Source organism: Bacillus sp. 01N45, assembly GCF_056399205.1.
In genome coordinates this window covers 38,422-55,918 of the sequence record NZ_JBFTQW010000011.1, presented here as the reverse complement: position 1 = coordinate 55,918, position 17,497 = coordinate 38,422, and the positions used below count along the sequence as shown (strand labels likewise).

Genomic DNA, 17,497 nt, shown 5'->3' with positions numbered 1-17,497 from the left:
GTTTTTGTGTTGAGAATGGTATATGATGGATTAAAAGGTTTAATTATACTGGAGGGGATAGGATGAATACAGAATTAGCTACTTATGAAGAAAAGAATGTAGCAATAAGTATGCGCGAAGTAATTAGCATTATAATAATTATTTTTGGGGTAATGTATGGAATTGGTTTTTTGAACATTATATATGACTCTTCCTTATATCCATGGTATGTAGATCATCTTATTCCACCTTTAACATTTCTTACTATTATTTTAATATATGCACCAGCAAGAAATTGCTGTGTGCAGTTAGTAAAATCAATGCAGTTTAATAATTTCAAACATTATGTAACAATAGTAATGATGATGATTGTACTACTTATATATCTTGCAGTATTAAATTTAGTTTTACCACATGGGCTTCGTGTGAATGAATCTAATATAGTAATAAAGCCTACTAAAAGTGAAATCATTTTATACGTAGTTGTACTCACCACTTTTGCACCGATTTGGGAAGAACTTTTATTTCGGGGGATGTTTTTCACGAAATTATCTCAGCGCTTTTCTACACTTAGTAGTGCCGTTATAAGTGCTGTTATCTTTACTTTAGGTCATCCCCTTACAGTAGGGAGTGTTTTATATATTTTTGGTGGTGGTATATGTTTAGCTTATACGTATAAGAAAACAAATAACTTACTCGTCCCATGGGGGATTCATTTATTAAATAATGCATTTTTTATATTAGTAAATTTTCAACTGTAAAAAGACGCCTTTTGAAAAGGGCGTCTTTCGTATTTTGTAGAAATGGATTTACATGTACTGTGTAGAGGAAAGGTAATACGAAATATAGATAGTTTCATGTGAAACATTTTTATTATCAAATATACAAAATGATTAACTTAGTGTATTAAACGTATCATTCATAAGTATTCTAATATATTTAAAAGTAAAATGAAATAATAAACGGATAATTGTCGGAATATATTCGATTTCCGTTCATTTTTATGAAATATATGTACTTTTTGTTAGATTCCTTCTTTTTATTTCTATAAAATACACGTATGTAGAAATGAGAAAAGGATGATGTACGTGAGGGACACTGTTTTACAAGAAACAATTTTTCCGCAACAGTTACATACAGTCGTTCAAAAGAATACGGCGTATTATGACTTTAAGTGGGGGAAAGTAGAAAATCCAGCGCAAGGGAATACGTGGAATTGGGTAGCCTTTTTCTTCCCACCTTTTTGGCTAGTTTACCGTAAAATGTATAAGTTGTTTAGTATACTTATGTTATTATCGGTTCCTAGTATACTTATACCCCCTTTTATAGACATTCCAGATGGGATTTTTTTATCAATTGGTCTAGTTTTTCAATTAGGAATGATGATATTTACTGGATGGCAAGGAAACTGTTTATATTATAAGCATGCTGTCCGTATTTTACATAAGGAAGAAAATATGCCAGATCATGAGAAGGCGTATTATTTACAATCAAAGGGTGGCGCTAGTTTTGCTAGTATGGTTGGTTTACACATCATAGTAGGGTTAGTATTTGGCGGAGCCACGTTCGGACTCTCCTTTTTACCAACTGAACCAAATATAAAAAACGTTGTTCGTGCAAGTGATGAAGGATTTACTTTAGAGATTATGACGGATAATCCAACGTGGAAGCTTGTGAAGAAAGAAAAAGATTATGACGTAGTAGAATTTACTGGGTATGATTACGAAGAGAAGAAAAATATAAAAATTAAATTTGCTGTTTATTTCAGTGAAGACTATTTTGAATGGCAAGAAGTATATGAGAATAATAAGAAATTAAGTGAAGAAGAGTTAGAAGAGTATCAATTTTACATTGAAGAAAATAGTTGGAGTTTCTAGTGAGAGCTCGTTCATTTTGAGAAGAAGAATCTTGTGAAGGTTCTTCTTTTTTATTGGAAACACCATACGAATTGAAAATTTGTAAAATACAATAAAAAATGAGAATTTGAGGTAGGCTTGTCAATAACGTAAGACTATGGCACTATAAAGAAATGCTATACAAATTTTATTTATCGAGATGTAAACATCAATTTTGATTTTTACGTATAAATAATGAACGGAGGAAATGAATTTATGGCTACTTTACCTAATTGTCCAAAATGTAATTCAGAATATACGTATGAGGATGGCGTTCTTTTCGTATGTCCAGAATGTGCTCATGAGTGGGGCCAAGAAGCAGAAACTGAAAATAATGATGGTGCAAAAGTTGTAAAAGATGCGAACGGAAACGTTCTTCAAGACGGCGATGCTGTTACTGTTATTAAAGATTTAAAAGTAAAAGGAACTTCTTCAGTTGTGAAGATCGGTACGAAAGTAAAGAGTATTCGTCTAGTTGATGGCGATCACGATATTGATTGCAAAATCGACGGTTTCGGAGCTATGAAATTAAAATCACAGTTCGTTAAGAAGGCGTAAATAAAAAGAGGAGGCGATTAGCCTCCTCTTTTTTATTGTCATTTTTTATCGGTAAGTCGATATAATTTTATTTACCATGAACAGTGCAACATTTACTGTGCACCATAGTCAATCTCTTTCAACTGACACCGCTTATTAAAGAATGTTTTATATCCAAGCTGTAAGAAGATAATAACAGCAAAGGCAGCGCTTCCTGAAATACCAAGTATAATGGCGATTTGATATTGAATGGCTGTAAATGGTGATACACCAGATAAGATTTGACCAGTCATCATGCCTGGTAAGCTTATAATCCCCATTCCGACCATAGAATTGATCGTTGGTAAAATAGCAGAGTCAAAAGCGTCTCGTATGAGCGGCGCAGCGGCTTCTTTCGGTGTTGCGCCGAGCATAAGTGCGCCTTCAATTTGACCTCTTTGCGATTTCATATTATTTAAGAACGTATTTGCACCAAGGGAAACACCTGTCATCGCATTCCCAACTAACATTCCCGTAATCGGAACGATATATTGCGGTGCATACCAAGGGTCGTGCCCGATAATAACAAAGATAAATAGTAGAAGTGGGCCAATTGATCCGGCAACCATGGAAAGCGCGGCTACTCGTTTTAATTCTTTAGACATCGGGATATTGACTCGTTTATAAATATTAAAAATTGCAAAGGTAGTAATAGAAGTAATAAGAGCAATTGTATAAAATGGATTACTATTTTCAAATACGTATGTAAGGACATATGCAACAAGTACGAGCTGAATCGTCATACGGAATGTTGCGAGCGCAATTTGTTTTTCACGCGGAATCCCTTTTAATTTTACAAGTCCAATTAAAATAAGAATAAAAATATATGCAGCGGCAAGTTGCCAAATTTGGAGTTCAATAACGCCCTTCAACTGAGAGCACTTCCTTTCTAGTTGCACCGTTTGTTTTACTAATTTCAATAATATCGTCTGCAATTTCTTCTGGAAGTTGTTGTGAGTGTGTAATGAAGATAACTGTTTTTTTCTTTTCTCTTGCTAGCATAGTAAATTGTTTCATAACGCGGCGTTCTGTATCGCTATCTAGTGCCGAGGTTGGTTCATCTAATAAATAAACAGGTGGATCCATAAGTACGATACGTGCAAAAGCAAGTCGTTGTTTTTCTCCGCCTGATAATGAATCAGCGTTGTCTTCTAAATTTTTTTCTAAGCTAACAGTCGTTAATGCGCTTCGCAAGGCATCATCATTTGGAAATGGTTTTTCAGAAAAACGAAGTCCCATTAATAGATTGTCTTTAATCGTTCCATCAAAAATAGGTGGCGTTTGCCCAAGCATGACTACGTCACGTCGTAATTGAATTGGAGGATAATCGGAAATTTGTTTTCCGTTATATTCAATTGTACCGGATGTTGGAGATTGCAAATCATTTAGCATGCGGAGCAATGTACTTTTTCCGCTCCCACTCTCACCGATAATACATGTGATTTTTTCTTTTTGAATCTGTAAATAAGGAATGTGTAGTATATCTTTATATGTAACGTCTTTTAATATAAACATAGATGGCTCCTTTCTGATTCTAGTTCTATCGTATCAAAAAAGAGAGGATAACGGTTATAAAGAACAACGTTTTTTCTTCGTCTTGAGTTCTATTAATAAGTTAAGTAAACGATCTAATTCTTGGCTGAAAGAAATCACTTTATCATGAGTGAATCCGTACTTTTCAACGAGATAGATCAATTCTATCTTCTTCGCTTCTATTCGATCGTTTAGTTTCGTTAAGTTCATAAGTGAAATGGAATACCTCCTGTAAAAGTATTTACAACATAAAAAATAAGACCGAATGACTTCGGTCTTAAAGGAAATAATAAAACAACTTATAAATAGCATACACTGTTTATCAATAGTTTTTAATATAAAAATGAAAAATAAATCATCATCTATATTGAGAAAGATGTGTCTGATAATTATATTTTAACTCATAAAAGAGACTGCCTATTTAGTAGACAGCCTGTAAAGTATTAACCTTTATGATATTTGTACATCCAAAGAAGACCGGATTTTAATAATCTCGGTACACGTCCCATTAATGGTTGGTTTGCTAGTAAACCGAAGCCGTGCTTCTTACCAAGAGAGCCGAGAACACCTTTTAATTTAATTACAGGTAGTTCGTCAGGAAGTGGTTCATTATTCCAACGTTTTAATAATATTTGGACAATTTGTTCTCCTTGACCTTCAGCAAGTTGTGCAGATGGAGCGTGTGGAAGTGCTGCGCAATCTCCTACAACATACACGTGCTCGTTATTTGGAATATTGTGATATTTTGTTAAAACAACCCGTCCGCTACCATCTTGTTCAACTGGAAGGTTTCGAACAACTTCATTTGCTTGAATACCAGCTGTCCAGACGATTGCATCACATTCAAGTGGTTCATCGTGGTTGTACACAATATTTGGTTCTACTTTTGTAATGTTAGAGTTTCGTATAATAGTAACCTTATGTTTTACGAACCATTCTTCTACGTATCTACTTAATTTCTCTGGATATGGGAATAGAATTCTATCTTTTCGATCAAATAAGTGAATTTTTAAATCAGAACGGCTTTCGCGAAGTTCACTTGCAACTTCAACGCCACTTAATCCAGCACCAACGACAGCTACTGTTGCGTTTGGTTCTAGACTATTTAATTGTTCATATGTCTTACGTGTTTGTTCAATCGATTGTAGGCTATGTGTATATTCTTTCGCCCCAGGAACGTTATGATATTTATCCTCACAGCCAAGACCGATAATTAAATCATCATATGGGATTGCTTCGCCGCCATCGAGATGAACAGCTTTTTCTTCGAGATCAATATTTGTTATTGTGCCGTATTGAATATTGAGGCGTGGGTGCTCGGGAAACGGTATACGAATATGTGTTTCTGAAATAGTACCCGCAACTAATGCATAATATTCAGTTTTGAAGCAATGGTATGGTACTTTGTCGATTAATGTCACTTGTACATCATCTGGAAGTTGGTTGCTTGGAAGTAGCCGCTGCAGAATTCTCATTCCACCGTAGCCGCCACCTAGTATCACGAGGTGTTTCATGATGGATTACCCCTTTTCTGTTGAAATATCCCCTAATCATACAATTTTATATTAATAAAATATTTTGACTTTACTCAATCAAATTATATCGAATTTGTGAACAAATAACAATGCATGAATGAATACTCTGTTGTACAATAAGAAGAAAAGTAAAGTAAACTGTTTTTCCTTTTTAATTACTATTTCATTGCGAGTAGCATGTTATATAAAATAAGTCCATCTACTTTGAAGTGAAATAGTGAAGTAACTAAATAGTTTAGAATGTATAACGAAAACAACAAGAGACAGCTTAGTTTTCTTCTTATAGATAGTCAGAAGGTAATTTGTTTTGTAGTACAGGGGGGAGAATTTTGATTAAACCATTAATTGAATTTTGTGTAGGTAACCTTGCGAGTGGTTCACAAGCAGCTTTAGAGAAATTAGAAAAAGATCCGAATTTAGATGTAATGGAATATGGTTGTTTAGGATATTGTGGTATTTGTTTTGAAGGGCCGTTTGCACTTGTAAATGGTGAAGTCGTACAAGGTGCTACAGTAGAAGAACTTGTCCATAATGTATATGAGTATTTGGATGAAAATCCAATGTTTTAAGGTGTTGCAATCAGCAGCACCTTTTTCTATTAGATAAAATCTTCTTTCGCGGGGGAGGATAATATTGTATATAAATAAAAAAGGCCCTTGTAGAAGGGCTTTTTTTCTTACACAATTTGTGCAAGAATGGCTCATCGCCAAATGTTGTCAAATATGAGAAACGGGGGACATTCATATTGTGTTCTAAAAGCGTGCATTTTATACTTAAAATAACAAACTATTTTTGGAGTGAATACAAATGAGCCAATTTTCTTTTACAAAAATGCATGGTCTTGGCAATAGTTATATATATGTAAATATGTTTGAAGAACAAATTCCTGAAGAAGATTTAGTTCTTGTGGCGGAAAAGGTTTCAAATATTAATACTGGTATTGGAGCAGATGGAATGATTTTAATTTGTCCATCTGACGTAGCTCCGGTGAAAATGCGCATGTTTAATAATGATGGTTCAGAAGGAAAGAGCTGTGGTAACGGTTTACGCTGCGTAGCGAAATATGCGTATGAGCATAAACTAGTAGAAGAAACAGTTTTCAAAATTGAAACGTTAGCTGGTATTGTAACAGCGGAAGTAACGGTAGAAGAAGGGAAAGTTACATTAGCGAAAATCGATATGGGAGCACCGCGTTTAACACGTGCAGAAATACCGATGCTTGGTGAAGGTGAAACACCATTTATTCGTGAAAACTTCTTATACAATAATCATCGTTATGCATTTACAGCTGTTTCAATGGGGAATCCGCATGCGGTTATTTTTGTTGATGATGTAGAGCAAGCACCTCTTACAACACTTGGTCCAGTCCTGGAGACACATGAAATGTTCCCAGAGCGAGTAAATGTTGAATTCGTCGAAATTTTGAATGATGCAGAGATGAACTTCCGTGTTTGGGAACGTGGATCTGGTGTAACACAAGCTTGCGGAACAGGGGCGTGTGCTGCAGTTGTAGCCTCTATTTTAAATGGGAAAATGGAACGTGGTAAGGAAATTATAGTTCATTTAGCTGGTGGCGATTTAATGATTGCATGGACAGAAGAAGGTAATGTGTTAATGAAAGGACCAGCGGAAGTAATTTGCCGCGGAGTGTATGAGTACAAGATAGAAGCGTAAAGATGTATAATAGAATGAGAACAGAAAGGATGGTGTATTTCATGATTGAAGTAACAGAACAAGCAGCTTTTCAAATTAAAGATATGTTAAAAGATGCTGAAGATGGAGAGAAGTACGTGCGCCTTGCTGTACATGGCGGCGGATGTACTGGCCTTTCTTACGGCTTAGGATTTGAAGTAGAACCAAAAGAAGACGACACAGTTCTTGAATTTTTCGGTGTTGAATTTGTTATCGATACAGAAAGTGCTCCAATTGTTAAAGGAGTAAAAATTGATTATAAACAATCTATGCTTGGCGGTGGATTCACAATTGATAATCCAAACGCAATCGCATCATGCGGATGTGGATCATCTTTCCGTACAGCGACGAATGCTGGTAAGCCAGAAGAGTGCTAAGGTTTTAGCTTTGTTAGTCTAAGCGGAAACTGAGTCGAAGGGTTGCGGATTATACGGTTTAGACCGCAGGAATTTAAGTATCTTTGGGTAGATAAACGACCCGAAAACGTTCAATATACGGTTGTGGAAGACGGCCTTCTTAGCGATGAAATCGAATCGTTAAGGAGGTCTTTTATTTTGCCGTTAAAAAGGAAGAAGCGTATTACAAAAATAGTGAACGCAGGGAAAAAGTATCCGCAATTAACTTTAGAGCAAGCGCTGGATATTGTTATTTCAGGAAAGCGTGCGGAAGGTTGTCGAGATAGAACATTAAGGGACTATATGAAGATGTGGGGATATTTTACCGATTGGTTGCACGATAATTATGAGGTTAAATATATCGACGAATTAACGACAGAAACGTTTCGTAACTATATTAACTACATGAAATACGATAAGAAGCGTTATGAAGGGCATAAATTTATTGACTCTGACAAACAAGGGATTGGTTTATGCGATACGACGATAAACATTAATATTCGTACATTACGTGCATTACTTAATCATTTATATAGAGAAGAATTAATCGAAGTCAATCCGATAGAAAAGATTAAGCTACTGCGACAGGATATCGATTTAACAAATTCATTTACCGATGAAGAAGTAAAGGGAATATTGCGGCAGCCTAACTTGCGAGATTTCGTAGGGTTTCGAGATTTTGTAGGAATAAATGTTTTACTAGATTCGGGGCTACGCATACAGGAGTTAATGGGGTTACGTGCAGCGGATATTGATTTTCAAACCCGCTTTATTACGATTCAATCCGATAAAAGTAAAAATAGAAAGCCTCGTTTAGTACCTGTTTCTACTCATGTGACTAAATTATTATTGCAGCTTATAAACGAGAATCGAGCGCATTTTAAAACAGATAGGATATTTTTATCCAGTTATGGCGAGCCATTAGGTGCAAATCACTTTAATAAGCGCCTAAAGTATTACGCAGAGAAAGCGGGTATTAAAGATAAGAAAGTGACCGCGCATGTCTATCGTCATACGTGGGCTAAGAATATGATTTTAAATGGTTGTGATGCGTTCACATTACAAAAGATTGGTGGCTGGTCAGATATTCGTACAATGCGTCGTTATATCCAAATGGACGTTGAAGAGATGCGAAAAAGTCATGATGAGTATTCACCACTAACAAAATTAAGAAGAACAAGATAATGAAAAAAGCCCTCAACCGCCATTGAGGACTAAAAACTACAAACATCGAAACTAAATAACGGACAAGCCGTATCAGTCCGACCATCTACTTTGCATTCTATCGAAAAAATTCGAAGATTGCAAGGCGTCTTTAGTAATGTCTTTTTTAGGTACTGATGCGGTAAGTCAAAAAGCGGAAGCCGTACCGCTATAAAAACGTAAAAGGGTAGCTAGACCGCCGCAACCACTAGCGCTATACAATTAACGTAATTCCGTTCCCTTACGTGTATAGGTCTAGTGGGTAGCGCACATAATCGGCTAGGGTGGTGTTTGTTGCGATTACGATCGCAGGAATCAACGAAAGATATCGCATACAGGGGCAAACTTGTATGTAGAAAGTCGTTGAGTACGAAAGTACACGGACAGGAACGGCAAGTACTAGAAACCTCGTTATGCGTGACATGACGCTAGTTTGATCCGATTCTCTATTCGCTTTTACTGCGAGTAGGGAACGAACTCCGCGCCTATTTCCTGTTATCGTTCCATTCTGCTAGTAAGTGCGTCACCAATTGTCAATAGTATAGATTCGGTATTAAACGCCACTAACAGAGTGGATTGAATATCGGAGGATGACAAGGGCGCGGCAAGAGGTGGAGGACTTACGCATGGAAAGACGACTTAATATAAGACAATACGCCAATAAAGGCGAAGACATAAACGCAACATTAAACAGAATAGCGTTATTAGCGGAAAAAGAAGTGAGGAATTGTTACACTGGAATATGCAATAATAATAAATATGTAGCGATGATTAACGCACATTACATAACGATCATTGAAAGGTTGGTCAAAGATAACTGGTACAAAATGAACAACGAGGTACATTTCATAGAGGACTGTTTTCGAAAGATCAGGTATGCGATCCGAACGTTTGATATAAATAAGGGGAATTTCGATAAGAGGGTTCAGGCACTACTGAATCAAAGTGTTCGTCAATACTGCGGTAATAGGGGAAAGAAACGGGACGCTTTAAGGCTGGTCGGAGATATTAACGCATTGGAAACGTTAGAGGGTTGTATAGATAATACAGAAGGAAAAGCGATCTATAACGTAATAACTAACAAAGAGACTAACGCAAGTTTATACAAAAATATATGCGTGAAGGAAATAGATTTTATTGTGTTAGATGCGATGATACATACGGCGGAGAATTACGATAAGGCCACGGAGGCTGAAATCTCTAGGGCACTATCGAAAAAGACGGGTCGATCATTTGATTCCGCTAGAAATACGATAAGAAGCTTTAAGGAGAGACTGCGTAAAAGGAGCGTCAGAAGGGAGGATATAGCGTGAGAAACAAACGTAAAGAGATGTATTTAATTATATTCGCATTCGTCTTTATGACGGCAGCAAAGGCGTTCGGTAATTTATACGTAGCAGCTATCGGCGTGGCGTTTGGACTTTCGGTAGGCTTGGCGTGTTTAACCGACATCATATCGAGAAGAAGAGGTAAAGATACTCGCGATTGATCGGGTTAACGAATTTAATATGCGAATGAAAGTGGGGTAATTATGAACGAAGATAAAGTAACTCTAATCATGATAGCGGTTTTGACGGTAGCTTTAATTTTCGTAGGAATCTCGTATAAATTTAATAGTCTAGTTGTTGACATTATCGCCGTACTATTCTTATTGATATCTACTGCGATAGGTGCAGCGATTCTAACAGAACGTAGGCGACGTAAGAAGAGTGAAAGATAAGTGAGGCAACCTAAATTGGCGGCCTCTACTCATCTTCCTTATGTTTTTCGGAAAATTAATCAGAGCAAGCTACTCTTTTTTAATACACTAGTTCCTGTTTTAACTCACTTAAAGTGTTATAAGTCTCTTTAAGGTAGTCTTCTAGATTTTCAACTTTAGAATATAGTGAACTTTTTCCTTTATCTAACTCGTTTAACTGTGGGTTGAAAATCGAATCTAACTCTGCTTCACTAAATAGGCCTTTGTCTCGTAATGCTTTTGATAAGTTAGATAAGATTAAATCATGACGAATAGTATTTTTAATTAAATTAATATATTCTACTTGGTGTTTTACTACAGCCATACTTGTAAATGATTTCTTATCAAATTTATTATTTTCATCAAGTGATGATTCGACAAATACAAGACGGAGATTATAAGTGTCCGCAGCTTGTTCATAAACCAACTGGCCGAAACGACCATCAAATGATTTACCAGCGAATTCAATCGAGAAATAGTTATCAAGATGATCATTGTAAAAGGATAGGAAATTTGTAAAATCATCTTTATTTACTTTTGAATCTGTAATATAAAGGCTACCTAAATCATCTCTCTCTTCTACATAGTCTATTACGTCGATAGTAAAGTTTTTAAATTCTAATAACATTTAATACACTCCTCCACATGTTTTTATTATATAATCCTACCACATAAGGTATATATAGGAAAAGTAATAATTGCAAACGCATGTTCTTTTTTGTGTATAAGGGTGTATGGCATGCCGACATGTCCATCGATAGAGGAAAGACGCTAAGTACATCTTATATCTGACGTCCGAACGTTCCTCACATTTTGGGAGAATTAAAACGGACACTGATAGCTGATACAGTGCGACCTTATTCGGACAGATCAACGATACAATATACAAACGGTACTAAGACGTGCACTCATACTTAACAAAATTGAACAAATAAGCGTACTCTCATCGTTATACACTATGTTACATATCACCAGCCGCATAAGATTGACGAACGAAGGGGGCAGAGTTCGCTTGAAGCGAATTTTTTAGCTTAACTCGCTTGTAACTTGACTCTGAGTTAAGTTATAATATTGCTATAAGGATACTAAAAGTATCCACTATGATAAAAAAGTTAGCATAATGATCCTGATGGCGGGGGATGAAAGTCGCTTTCGGGGATACATGAGTTCACTTAAAGTTAACCTGTTAGATTATTTTTTTTATCTGTATGTTGCCTAAGGGGCAACAATGAGCTAAATGTTCTCAAAATGAAGACTTTGCATACCTAATTAGCAAACTACAGGTTCATAAGTAATATTCTACATTAGATGTGGAATACTATATAAAGAAAAAAGTCTCTCAAGTGCTACCAACACTGAAAGACTTTAGATAAAAATATTACTTCTTTCCTTTGCTCATGTTAATCATTCCCATAACAACCATGAGTAAAGAGCAAACCGCAGTAACGGTGATTGCATCCATATGTATTCACCACCTTACGAAGCTTGTCGTACTACCAATACGACGGGCTTTTTTCGTATATTTGTATTATAACCTATCTTGGTTATAGATTCCAAAAGTTATTTTCTATACATATATCTTGTGTTTTATTTTGAAACTATTAGGGATAAATCTAAAGCGATCATGACTTACTATGCTTTAAAGCGTGTGAAATGATATAATAGTCTTCTAACACTTCTAATAGCGTTTGTACGTCTAACGGAAGCGGTCTATGTGGTTGTGGAAATTCTGCATAGGCTATGGAGTTGTGTTCCAGCGCTCTCATACGTTGGATATATCGCAACTCCTTTTTTATTTACAAACTATATCGTATAAATGGAATGTAAGTATTGATGTAAACTCATGTAATTTTATCGATGAAACGACGAATCCCTTGCGGCTCTAAGTGTTAGACATACGCGAATTGGCGTAAATTTGTTTACCCTCGTTTACAATTTAGAGAATAATTTTCGCATGGATTACGTTAGATTAACGTTGAGTTTTCGCCTTTATATTAGCTGGAAAGGGCGAGAGAAAGACCGATCTCAAAAACCAGGGGGTGCAGCAGCTATAATCAAAATAAATAAAATTAAATTATGCGGAATGCGCAAAAACTATGGCCTTTAGAAGTCTAAGAGAAACGAAAAAAGACAACGTCACTTACTGCGCTGCCTCTCTTTTCTTCTTATAACGTTGTATTGTCGATACTGACAAGCCTGTCATCTGTGCCACTTTCCGAATAGAGTTATCTTTCAATAACATCATAGCCGTATCAATTTGCGCCTTTGCTATTGTCGGACGTCCTTCGCGGAAATCTGGCCTTTGTCTAGCTGCGGCCTTTCCTTCTTGTGTACGCTCTACAATCATATCCCGTTCGAATTCCGCAAACGCAGCGAATACGTTAAACATTAATTTACCTGCTGCGGTACTTCTATCGATAATGCCTAGATTTAACACGTTAACGATCACACCACGTTCATATAGTTCCGTTACAAGTTCGATCGCATCTTTTGTCGATCTTGCAAAACGATCCAGCTTCGTTATTACAAGCGTATCACCTTCGCCTATTTTCTCCATTAATTCGATAAACTGCGGTCTTTCCTTCGTTGTCCCTGTGAATTTCTCGGAATAAATATACTCGCATCCTGCATTATGTAACGCCTCTTCTTGAACTTCTAACTTCTGGCCTACTGTGCTAACACGTGCGTATCCATAAACTGTCATAATGCTATCTTCCTTTTCTATTTATTGTATTCATTGCGCACTCATTAAAGAATACATGTTTTGAATACGTCTCGTACGCTTATCTTATCACGTTGTAAAAGTGTGTTCAATACTTGAAAGAAAAGAATACATATTTATTTTCTCACAGATCACATTGATATATGAATAGGCCGTACCATATCCGTACATATTTGAATACCAAGTAGTTATATGCCTACGCAACCAGGGCGGCACTACCTAGCGATATATCTCGTTTTATCATAGGTCATTACATAAGCACGTAGGAGGCCACCACACATTCGTATATACTGCGGTAATTAATTTATATATAAACGTTTCTAACAGATCACATTGAGTCTGCTGCGCTTTCTTATGATAACGTACTACGACAGACTACACGCATACATCGCAGCACTATACGATATGGTACGACATGATAAGCTGCTGCAATAAGTCCTGGCGTTTGTTGGCGTGAGGTGTTGCGCATCTTTCTTTGTCCGTTCTTCTTTCTTCTTATTAATTTATATTATCGAATTGAATTGTAATTGAATCGTTCTTCTTTTGTTCGTGAAGTCATTCGAGATCGAAGTTTGTTGCGATTTCTTTCTATTAATAGAAACATTAATCAAATCGTAATTAAATCTTTTATTCGTTTGTTTAATCGTAAATGATTTCGTTTGACTTATTTCGTTGTTAATTTCAGCGTTAAAAGTTCGAAGTGCAAAAGAGAATCGTTATTTTTGCGTTGCCGTTCTCGCAGCCAATCGAATTAATCGTACGAAATCAAGTCACCACGAAACCCAAATCGAAAATTCGGCCGTTCCCCCCAGGCCACCAGGCAAACCCGCCGCAGCAAGCGTATAAAAATAGCGCACATCATTTTTGAACTCAAGGTGTAATTACTTCGCAAAAAAATTCGCATTACATTCTATAAACCAGACGGTAAAGCTACGAACCCGATTTCGTAAAGCGAGGCGCCTATGTTTTTGTGGAATATATCGTCGCTGGCGCTTCCGAGTGATCGCCACGGCTATCACCATCAACTATTTCTGCGTTTAATCCTTTAAAGAGATAACGCATAGATGGAATAATGACGCCGACCAATAGGGCGGTTGGTAAGCATTGTAGTTCATGCGTCCAAAAGAAAAAGAACCCACACAGAATACAGAAGACTTTAGGCTTGAAATTAAGGTTTATCCTTAGAGCCACAAGGGATGTAAACAAAAAATAGTGTAGTCAATTAAGGGACATTTTCGCGCTTAGTGTAGTCAATTAAGGGACAAGTTTACATCCGCATCCATTGAGGAGAGAACGAATATGCCGAATACATTCAACGAAATCAGCCACCAACTAAGAAATGCAACGATAGAAGAAAGAAAGCGGATCATGTTAGAGCATCCCGATGCAATAATGAGCGCTATGGACATAGCAAGTACACAACGGATCAGAAGCGAAGAGGAAACGGAAACAATGCGAAGAAAGATCGCTGAAAAAGACGCAAGAAGAGAAGATCGCCGCCAGTTTTGTATGAGCAATGCGGACGACGGCGGGCGTTATGATGCGATATCCCTGGCGGATATTGGTGCCTTGTTTAATTTAACGCAATTTCTTGTCACGAATAAAGGCGGCCTACTTATCGCAAAGCGTGAACATACATCAGAAGATGAAAGCGGGAATAAACGCTATGCGCCAGAAATGCCTTTATCCGTAAAGGACATACAAAAAGCGCTAGGCAATAACGGAAAGTTGCGAAGCCGAAAAGCAACGTATAAAACAATCACGGAACTAGAAAAGATCGGTGCCTTATGTCGAGACAGTACGGCGCGACCGACACTATTTTATATAGAAGAATCAATAATAAAGGCGGGCGAAGGTGCGTTTAAGAACTTCGTAAAGATATATAGGGTCGAAGCTAAGAAACTATTAAACCGATTAAGCCATCGAGAAGCGGGCGCCGTATTCAAGTTAATGAAATATGCTCATAAAGATACATTCGTATTATGTGAAAATCCGCAAGAATTCGATCCGAAAAAAGTGAAGCCGCTAAACGGACGGGAACTAGCGGAAAAACTAGGCGTCGCATATAAGACATTTAGAAACATCATGACAAAGTTAATGAATGCAGGCGCAATATTATCGGTGAGTAGCGTCTACACGGACGTAGCTGGCCGAAACTATATTATCAACCCACGCGTTTGCAATCGCGGTGTACTAAATAATCCGTATGAGTGTGGAATTACGAAACTATTCGACCAGATCACGGCGAATCTAGAAAAAACAGGCGTCAAATAAGCGGTAAATCGTGAAAAACTAAAAAATTTAGGAAACGCGGAAATTGCATAGGTGCTAGCCGTACATATGTAATGAGGAAGATAAGTTATATAGCTTTCCTATATACATTATCTTTGATCAGATCCCTTCATAATTTGCATAATCTAGCACAACGCTTGTGATGTCTTCATATCTACATATCTAGGCGGTACTACCAGCCGCCTAACCGATCTTTTTATTTGATCAAACGGGATGAAATATCCCGACAAGAAAGGAAGTAATACATGTGATCACATCAAGCATTCTATCATTGATGCTAAAACTTTCAGCATTAACGCAATATGATTTTGCTGAAAAAATCGGGATTTCGCAAGCAGCGTTATCAAGATATATCAGCGGCGAGCGGGAAATACCGTACGAAGTGGCGACAAGAATCACGGAAACTATCGGAAAGCACAACTTGTTTTTACTGCAAACTTTCAATAGTGGCCTGGAAACTGTCGGCGAATCTATCAAACAACGAATAAGAAAAGACTATAAATTGAGGGAGGGTGTGCGCAATGAATAAAGTCGAAATATCGAAGCCGTTGGTAGTTGCAAATATCCATCGAATAGAAAATAAGTACGATTATCTTGTAACTCTTCTATATGAAAATGGACAGTTATTGGCGCAGACAATCACACCAATCTATCAACCCGAAGATATCGCGCATAAGTTACGTGAGGTAGTGTACGTTAACTGCGATCGTGAAACTACATTTGACGTATGGACTAGCGGAGATCTTGTTTATACACAAATGCTAGCTAAGCCAGACATACTATGCGAATTACGACCAGAAGGCGACACCGTGGAGACCACGCAAGCCATTACAGATCCGATCGTATTATCTGCGCTTAGTGATCTTTATCACGTAGAAGGCGATAAAGTGTACGTTAAAAGCCAAGCCAGGTGGGAAGTTATCTTGATAAAGATTTTAAATAAGGTAACAGATTTCTTAAATGGAATCAAAAATAAACTAACGGGGGAATTTTAAAATGGAAAACACAACAGTAGAAAATCAAAAAACAATCGACGAGTTATTCGCGGAGGCAATGGAAATCAAGGGCGGAACATCTAGTTTTATGGTGGAAATGTTGCGAGGAGACGGCGGACTATACGAAGTAACAAGCAAAATCGACCGTGATGCAAATCTAACGTTTCAGGGCAAGTTAGCGAAGAAAGAGCGCGTGAAGAAAGTCGCTGAATATACGTTAATGATTGAAATGAAAGATCGCCGTGAGAAGTACGATGCATTATTAAACGAGGCTGAAAAGCAAGTACGCGCGAAGTTAACGCCAGAATTCGAAGATCTAGCGGAAAGCGATCGTATTTTATATGATGCGGAAATTAAAGATTTAAAAACAAAGGTGTTATTATCAGCCGATGCAAAATTATCTATGCAATACCTAGATAAAATGGTAAACATAGCGAGCAAGAACGGAAAGACGTCGCTAGAATTACAAGACTATTTAACGGGCCAGCTAGCAGAATTAGTAGGCAAGGGCCATAACCTTGAACACATTCGCCCACAACTGCTAGCAATGTCTAATAAACTAGCGAAGGCATCACAAGTTGAGAACTTTGACGAGATCAAAGCGCAGTTAAATCGAATTGATGACATGCGAAAAGGTTCGTTCGCAGTAGGTCAAACACAAACGGCGATTACTGATAATATTGGCCATGTAGCGGGGCAATACGTAAACCAACCCGCAAAATACTTCGAAGAACAAATGGAAACAGTCGAATTCGTAGAAAAGAAAATCGAACATCATAGACGATTCGGTCACGACATATTCAGTGAGTAAGACGAAGTAACAAGCGTAACGGAGCGGGATGAAACCGCCATGCCTATTCTGTTTATTGGAGGGAGACGAAATGACATACAATATCGATCAACTAACGAAATCAGATAAAGCATAACTAAATAATGAAATAA

The 17,497-nt window shown here is 37.1% G+C and carries 20 protein-coding genes; 14 read left to right on the top strand and 6 right to left on the bottom strand.

Annotated elements, in window-relative coordinates:
* Positions 1-62: 62 nt before the first annotated feature.
* The 3 genes from AC1DMU_RS22360 (at position 63) to phnA (ending at position 2,432) form a co-directional block, all read left to right on the top strand.
* Positions 63-740, top strand: a complete 678-nt coding sequence (locus AC1DMU_RS22360; protein WP_088064714.1) for a CPBP family intramembrane glutamic endopeptidase — start codon at positions 63-65, stop codon at positions 738-740.
* Positions 741-1,058: 318 nt separating this feature from the next.
* The gene (locus AC1DMU_RS22355; RefSeq protein ID WP_476941578.1) at positions 1,059-1,856 is read left to right on the top strand and encodes a DUF2628 domain-containing protein; all 798 of its coding nucleotides are present in this window, start codon (positions 1,059-1,061) and stop codon (positions 1,854-1,856) included.
* A 234-nt stretch (positions 1,857-2,090) separates the two neighbouring features.
* Positions 2,091-2,432 carry an alkylphosphonate utilization operon protein PhnA gene (gene phnA / locus AC1DMU_RS22350; protein ID WP_048528370.1) on the top strand — a complete coding sequence of 114 codons (342 nt, stop codon included), beginning with the start codon at positions 2,091-2,093 and terminating at the stop codon, positions 2,430-2,432.
* Between the two features lie 92 nt (positions 2,433-2,524).
* On the opposite strand, the gene AC1DMU_RS22345 is transcribed toward phnA, so the two are convergent.
* The 4 genes from AC1DMU_RS22345 to AC1DMU_RS22330 all read right to left on the bottom strand — a co-directional run bounded on the left by AC1DMU_RS22345 (position 2,525) and on the right by AC1DMU_RS22330 (position 5,497).
* On the bottom strand, positions 2,525-3,322 hold the full coding sequence (locus AC1DMU_RS22345; protein ID WP_088064712.1) for an ABC transporter permease: 798 nt from the start codon (positions 3,320-3,322) through the stop codon (positions 2,525-2,527).
* Entirely contained in the window at positions 3,306-3,965 is a 660-nt protein-coding gene (locus AC1DMU_RS22340; RefSeq protein ID WP_088064711.1) for an ABC transporter ATP-binding protein, read from the bottom strand. Before AC1DMU_RS22340 ends, AC1DMU_RS22345 begins: the two co-directional genes overlap by 17 nt.
* A 54-nt stretch (positions 3,966-4,019) precedes the next feature.
* A complete protein-coding gene (locus AC1DMU_RS22335) occupies positions 4,020-4,193 on the bottom strand; it encodes an aspartyl-phosphate phosphatase Spo0E family protein (protein ID WP_060488142.1) in 174 nt (57 codons plus the stop codon).
* A gap of 233 nt (positions 4,194-4,426) precedes the next feature.
* Positions 4,427-5,497, bottom strand: a complete 1,071-nt coding sequence (locus AC1DMU_RS22330) for an NAD(P)/FAD-dependent oxidoreductase (protein ID WP_000682062.1) — start codon at positions 5,495-5,497, stop codon at positions 4,427-4,429.
* Positions 5,498-5,847: 350 nt separating this feature from the next.
* Here AC1DMU_RS22330 and AC1DMU_RS22325 point away from each other — a divergent pair, with 350 nt between their 5' ends.
* From AC1DMU_RS22325 to AC1DMU_RS22295, 7 genes are all read left to right on the top strand, one after another.
* Entirely contained in the window at positions 5,848-6,087 is a 240-nt protein-coding gene (locus tag AC1DMU_RS22325) for a YuzB family protein (RefSeq protein ID WP_000595024.1), read from the top strand.
* 238 nt (positions 6,088-6,325) lie between these two features.
* The gene (gene dapF / locus AC1DMU_RS22320) at positions 6,326-7,192 is read left to right on the top strand and encodes a diaminopimelate epimerase (RefSeq protein ID WP_000077407.1); all 867 of its coding nucleotides are present in this window, start codon (positions 6,326-6,328) and stop codon (positions 7,190-7,192) included.
* A gap of 41 nt (positions 7,193-7,233) precedes the next feature.
* Positions 7,234-7,587 (top strand): HesB/IscA family protein, encoded by a 354-nt coding sequence (locus tag AC1DMU_RS22315; protein ID WP_000573830.1) that lies wholly within the window; start codon positions 7,234-7,236, stop codon positions 7,585-7,587.
* A gap of 177 nt (positions 7,588-7,764) precedes the next feature.
* Positions 7,765-8,790: a tyrosine-type recombinase/integrase gene (locus AC1DMU_RS22310; protein ID WP_476941577.1), complete on the top strand. Its 1,026-nt coding sequence runs from the start codon at positions 7,765-7,767 to the stop codon at positions 8,788-8,790.
* Between the two features lie 644 nt (positions 8,791-9,434).
* Positions 9,435-10,121, top strand: coding sequence for a hypothetical protein (locus AC1DMU_RS22305; protein ID WP_476941576.1), 687 nt, complete (start codon positions 9,435-9,437; stop codon positions 10,119-10,121).
* The gene (locus AC1DMU_RS22300) at positions 10,118-10,297 is read left to right on the top strand and encodes a hypothetical protein (protein ID WP_476941575.1); all 180 of its coding nucleotides are present in this window, start codon (positions 10,118-10,120) and stop codon (positions 10,295-10,297) included. Before AC1DMU_RS22305 ends, AC1DMU_RS22300 begins: the two co-directional genes overlap by 4 nt.
* 39 nt (positions 10,298-10,336) lie before the next feature.
* Complete coding sequence (locus tag AC1DMU_RS22295; protein ID WP_042514527.1) at positions 10,337-10,528, top strand: hypothetical protein; 192 nt, start codon at positions 10,337-10,339, stop codon at positions 10,526-10,528.
* Between the two features lie 79 nt (positions 10,529-10,607).
* Here AC1DMU_RS22295 and AC1DMU_RS22290 read toward each other — a convergent pair whose 3' ends face one another.
* Complete coding sequence (locus AC1DMU_RS22290) at positions 10,608-11,174, bottom strand: hypothetical protein (RefSeq protein WP_476941574.1); 567 nt, start codon at positions 11,172-11,174, stop codon at positions 10,608-10,610.
* A gap of 1,512 nt (positions 11,175-12,686) precedes the next feature.
* Entirely contained in the window at positions 12,687-13,250 is a 564-nt protein-coding gene (locus AC1DMU_RS22285; RefSeq protein WP_476941573.1) for a recombinase family protein, read from the bottom strand.
* 1,317 nt (positions 13,251-14,567) lie between these two features.
* Between AC1DMU_RS22285 and AC1DMU_RS22280 the strand changes: the two genes are divergently transcribed.
* The 4 genes from AC1DMU_RS22280 to AC1DMU_RS22265 all read left to right on the top strand — a co-directional run bounded on the left by AC1DMU_RS22280 (position 14,568) and on the right by AC1DMU_RS22265 (position 17,366).
* Positions 14,568-15,542 (top strand): hypothetical protein, encoded by a 975-nt coding sequence (locus AC1DMU_RS22280; RefSeq protein ID WP_476941572.1) that lies wholly within the window; start codon positions 14,568-14,570, stop codon positions 15,540-15,542.
* 265 nt (positions 15,543-15,807) lie between these two features.
* Positions 15,808-16,089 (top strand): helix-turn-helix domain-containing protein, encoded by a 282-nt coding sequence (locus tag AC1DMU_RS22275; RefSeq protein WP_476941571.1) that lies wholly within the window; start codon positions 15,808-15,810, stop codon positions 16,087-16,089.
* A gap of 97 nt (positions 16,090-16,186) precedes the next feature.
* The gene (locus tag AC1DMU_RS22270; protein WP_476941570.1) at positions 16,187-16,555 is read left to right on the top strand and encodes a hypothetical protein; all 369 of its coding nucleotides are present in this window, start codon (positions 16,187-16,189) and stop codon (positions 16,553-16,555) included.
* 1 nt (position 16,556) lies between these two features.
* Positions 16,557-17,366, top strand: coding sequence for a hypothetical protein (locus tag AC1DMU_RS22265; RefSeq protein WP_476941569.1), 810 nt, complete (start codon positions 16,557-16,559; stop codon positions 17,364-17,366).
* Positions 17,367-17,497 lie beyond the last annotated feature (131 nt).

Coding starts and splice junctions, on each gene's coding strand:
- AC1DMU_RS22265 (WP_476941569.1), top strand. CDS start 16,557: ATGGAAAACACAACAGTAGAAAATCAAAAAACAATCGACGAGTTATTC.
- AC1DMU_RS22315 (WP_000573830.1), top strand. CDS start 7,234: ATGATTGAAGTAACAGAACAAGCAGCTTTTCAAATTAAAGATATGTTA.
- AC1DMU_RS22305 (WP_476941576.1), top strand. CDS start 9,435: ATGGAAAGACGACTTAATATAAGACAATACGCCAATAAAGGCGAAGAC.
- AC1DMU_RS22330 (WP_000682062.1), bottom strand. CDS start 5,497: ATGAAACACCTCGTGATACTAGGTGGCGGCTACGGTGGAATGAGAATT.
- AC1DMU_RS22340 (WP_088064711.1), bottom strand. CDS start 3,965: ATGTTTATATTAAAAGACGTTACATATAAAGATATACTACACATTCCT.
- AC1DMU_RS22335 (WP_060488142.1), bottom strand. CDS start 4,193: ATGAACTTAACGAAACTAAACGATCGAATAGAAGCGAAGAAGATAGAA.
- AC1DMU_RS22285 (WP_476941573.1), bottom strand. CDS start 13,250: ATGACAGTTTATGGATACGCACGTGTTAGCACAGTAGGCCAGAAGTTA.
- AC1DMU_RS22360 (WP_088064714.1), top strand. CDS start 63: ATGAATACAGAATTAGCTACTTATGAAGAAAAGAATGTAGCAATAAGT.
- AC1DMU_RS22280 (WP_476941572.1), top strand. CDS start 14,568: ATGCCGAATACATTCAACGAAATCAGCCACCAACTAAGAAATGCAACG.
- dapF (WP_000077407.1), top strand. CDS start 6,326: ATGAGCCAATTTTCTTTTACAAAAATGCATGGTCTTGGCAATAGTTAT.
- AC1DMU_RS22355 (WP_476941578.1), top strand. CDS start 1,059: ATGATGTACGTGAGGGACACTGTTTTACAAGAAACAATTTTTCCGCAA.
- AC1DMU_RS22290 (WP_476941574.1), bottom strand. CDS start 11,174: ATGTTATTAGAATTTAAAAACTTTACTATCGACGTAATAGACTATGTA.
- phnA (WP_048528370.1), top strand. CDS start 2,091: ATGGCTACTTTACCTAATTGTCCAAAATGTAATTCAGAATATACGTAT.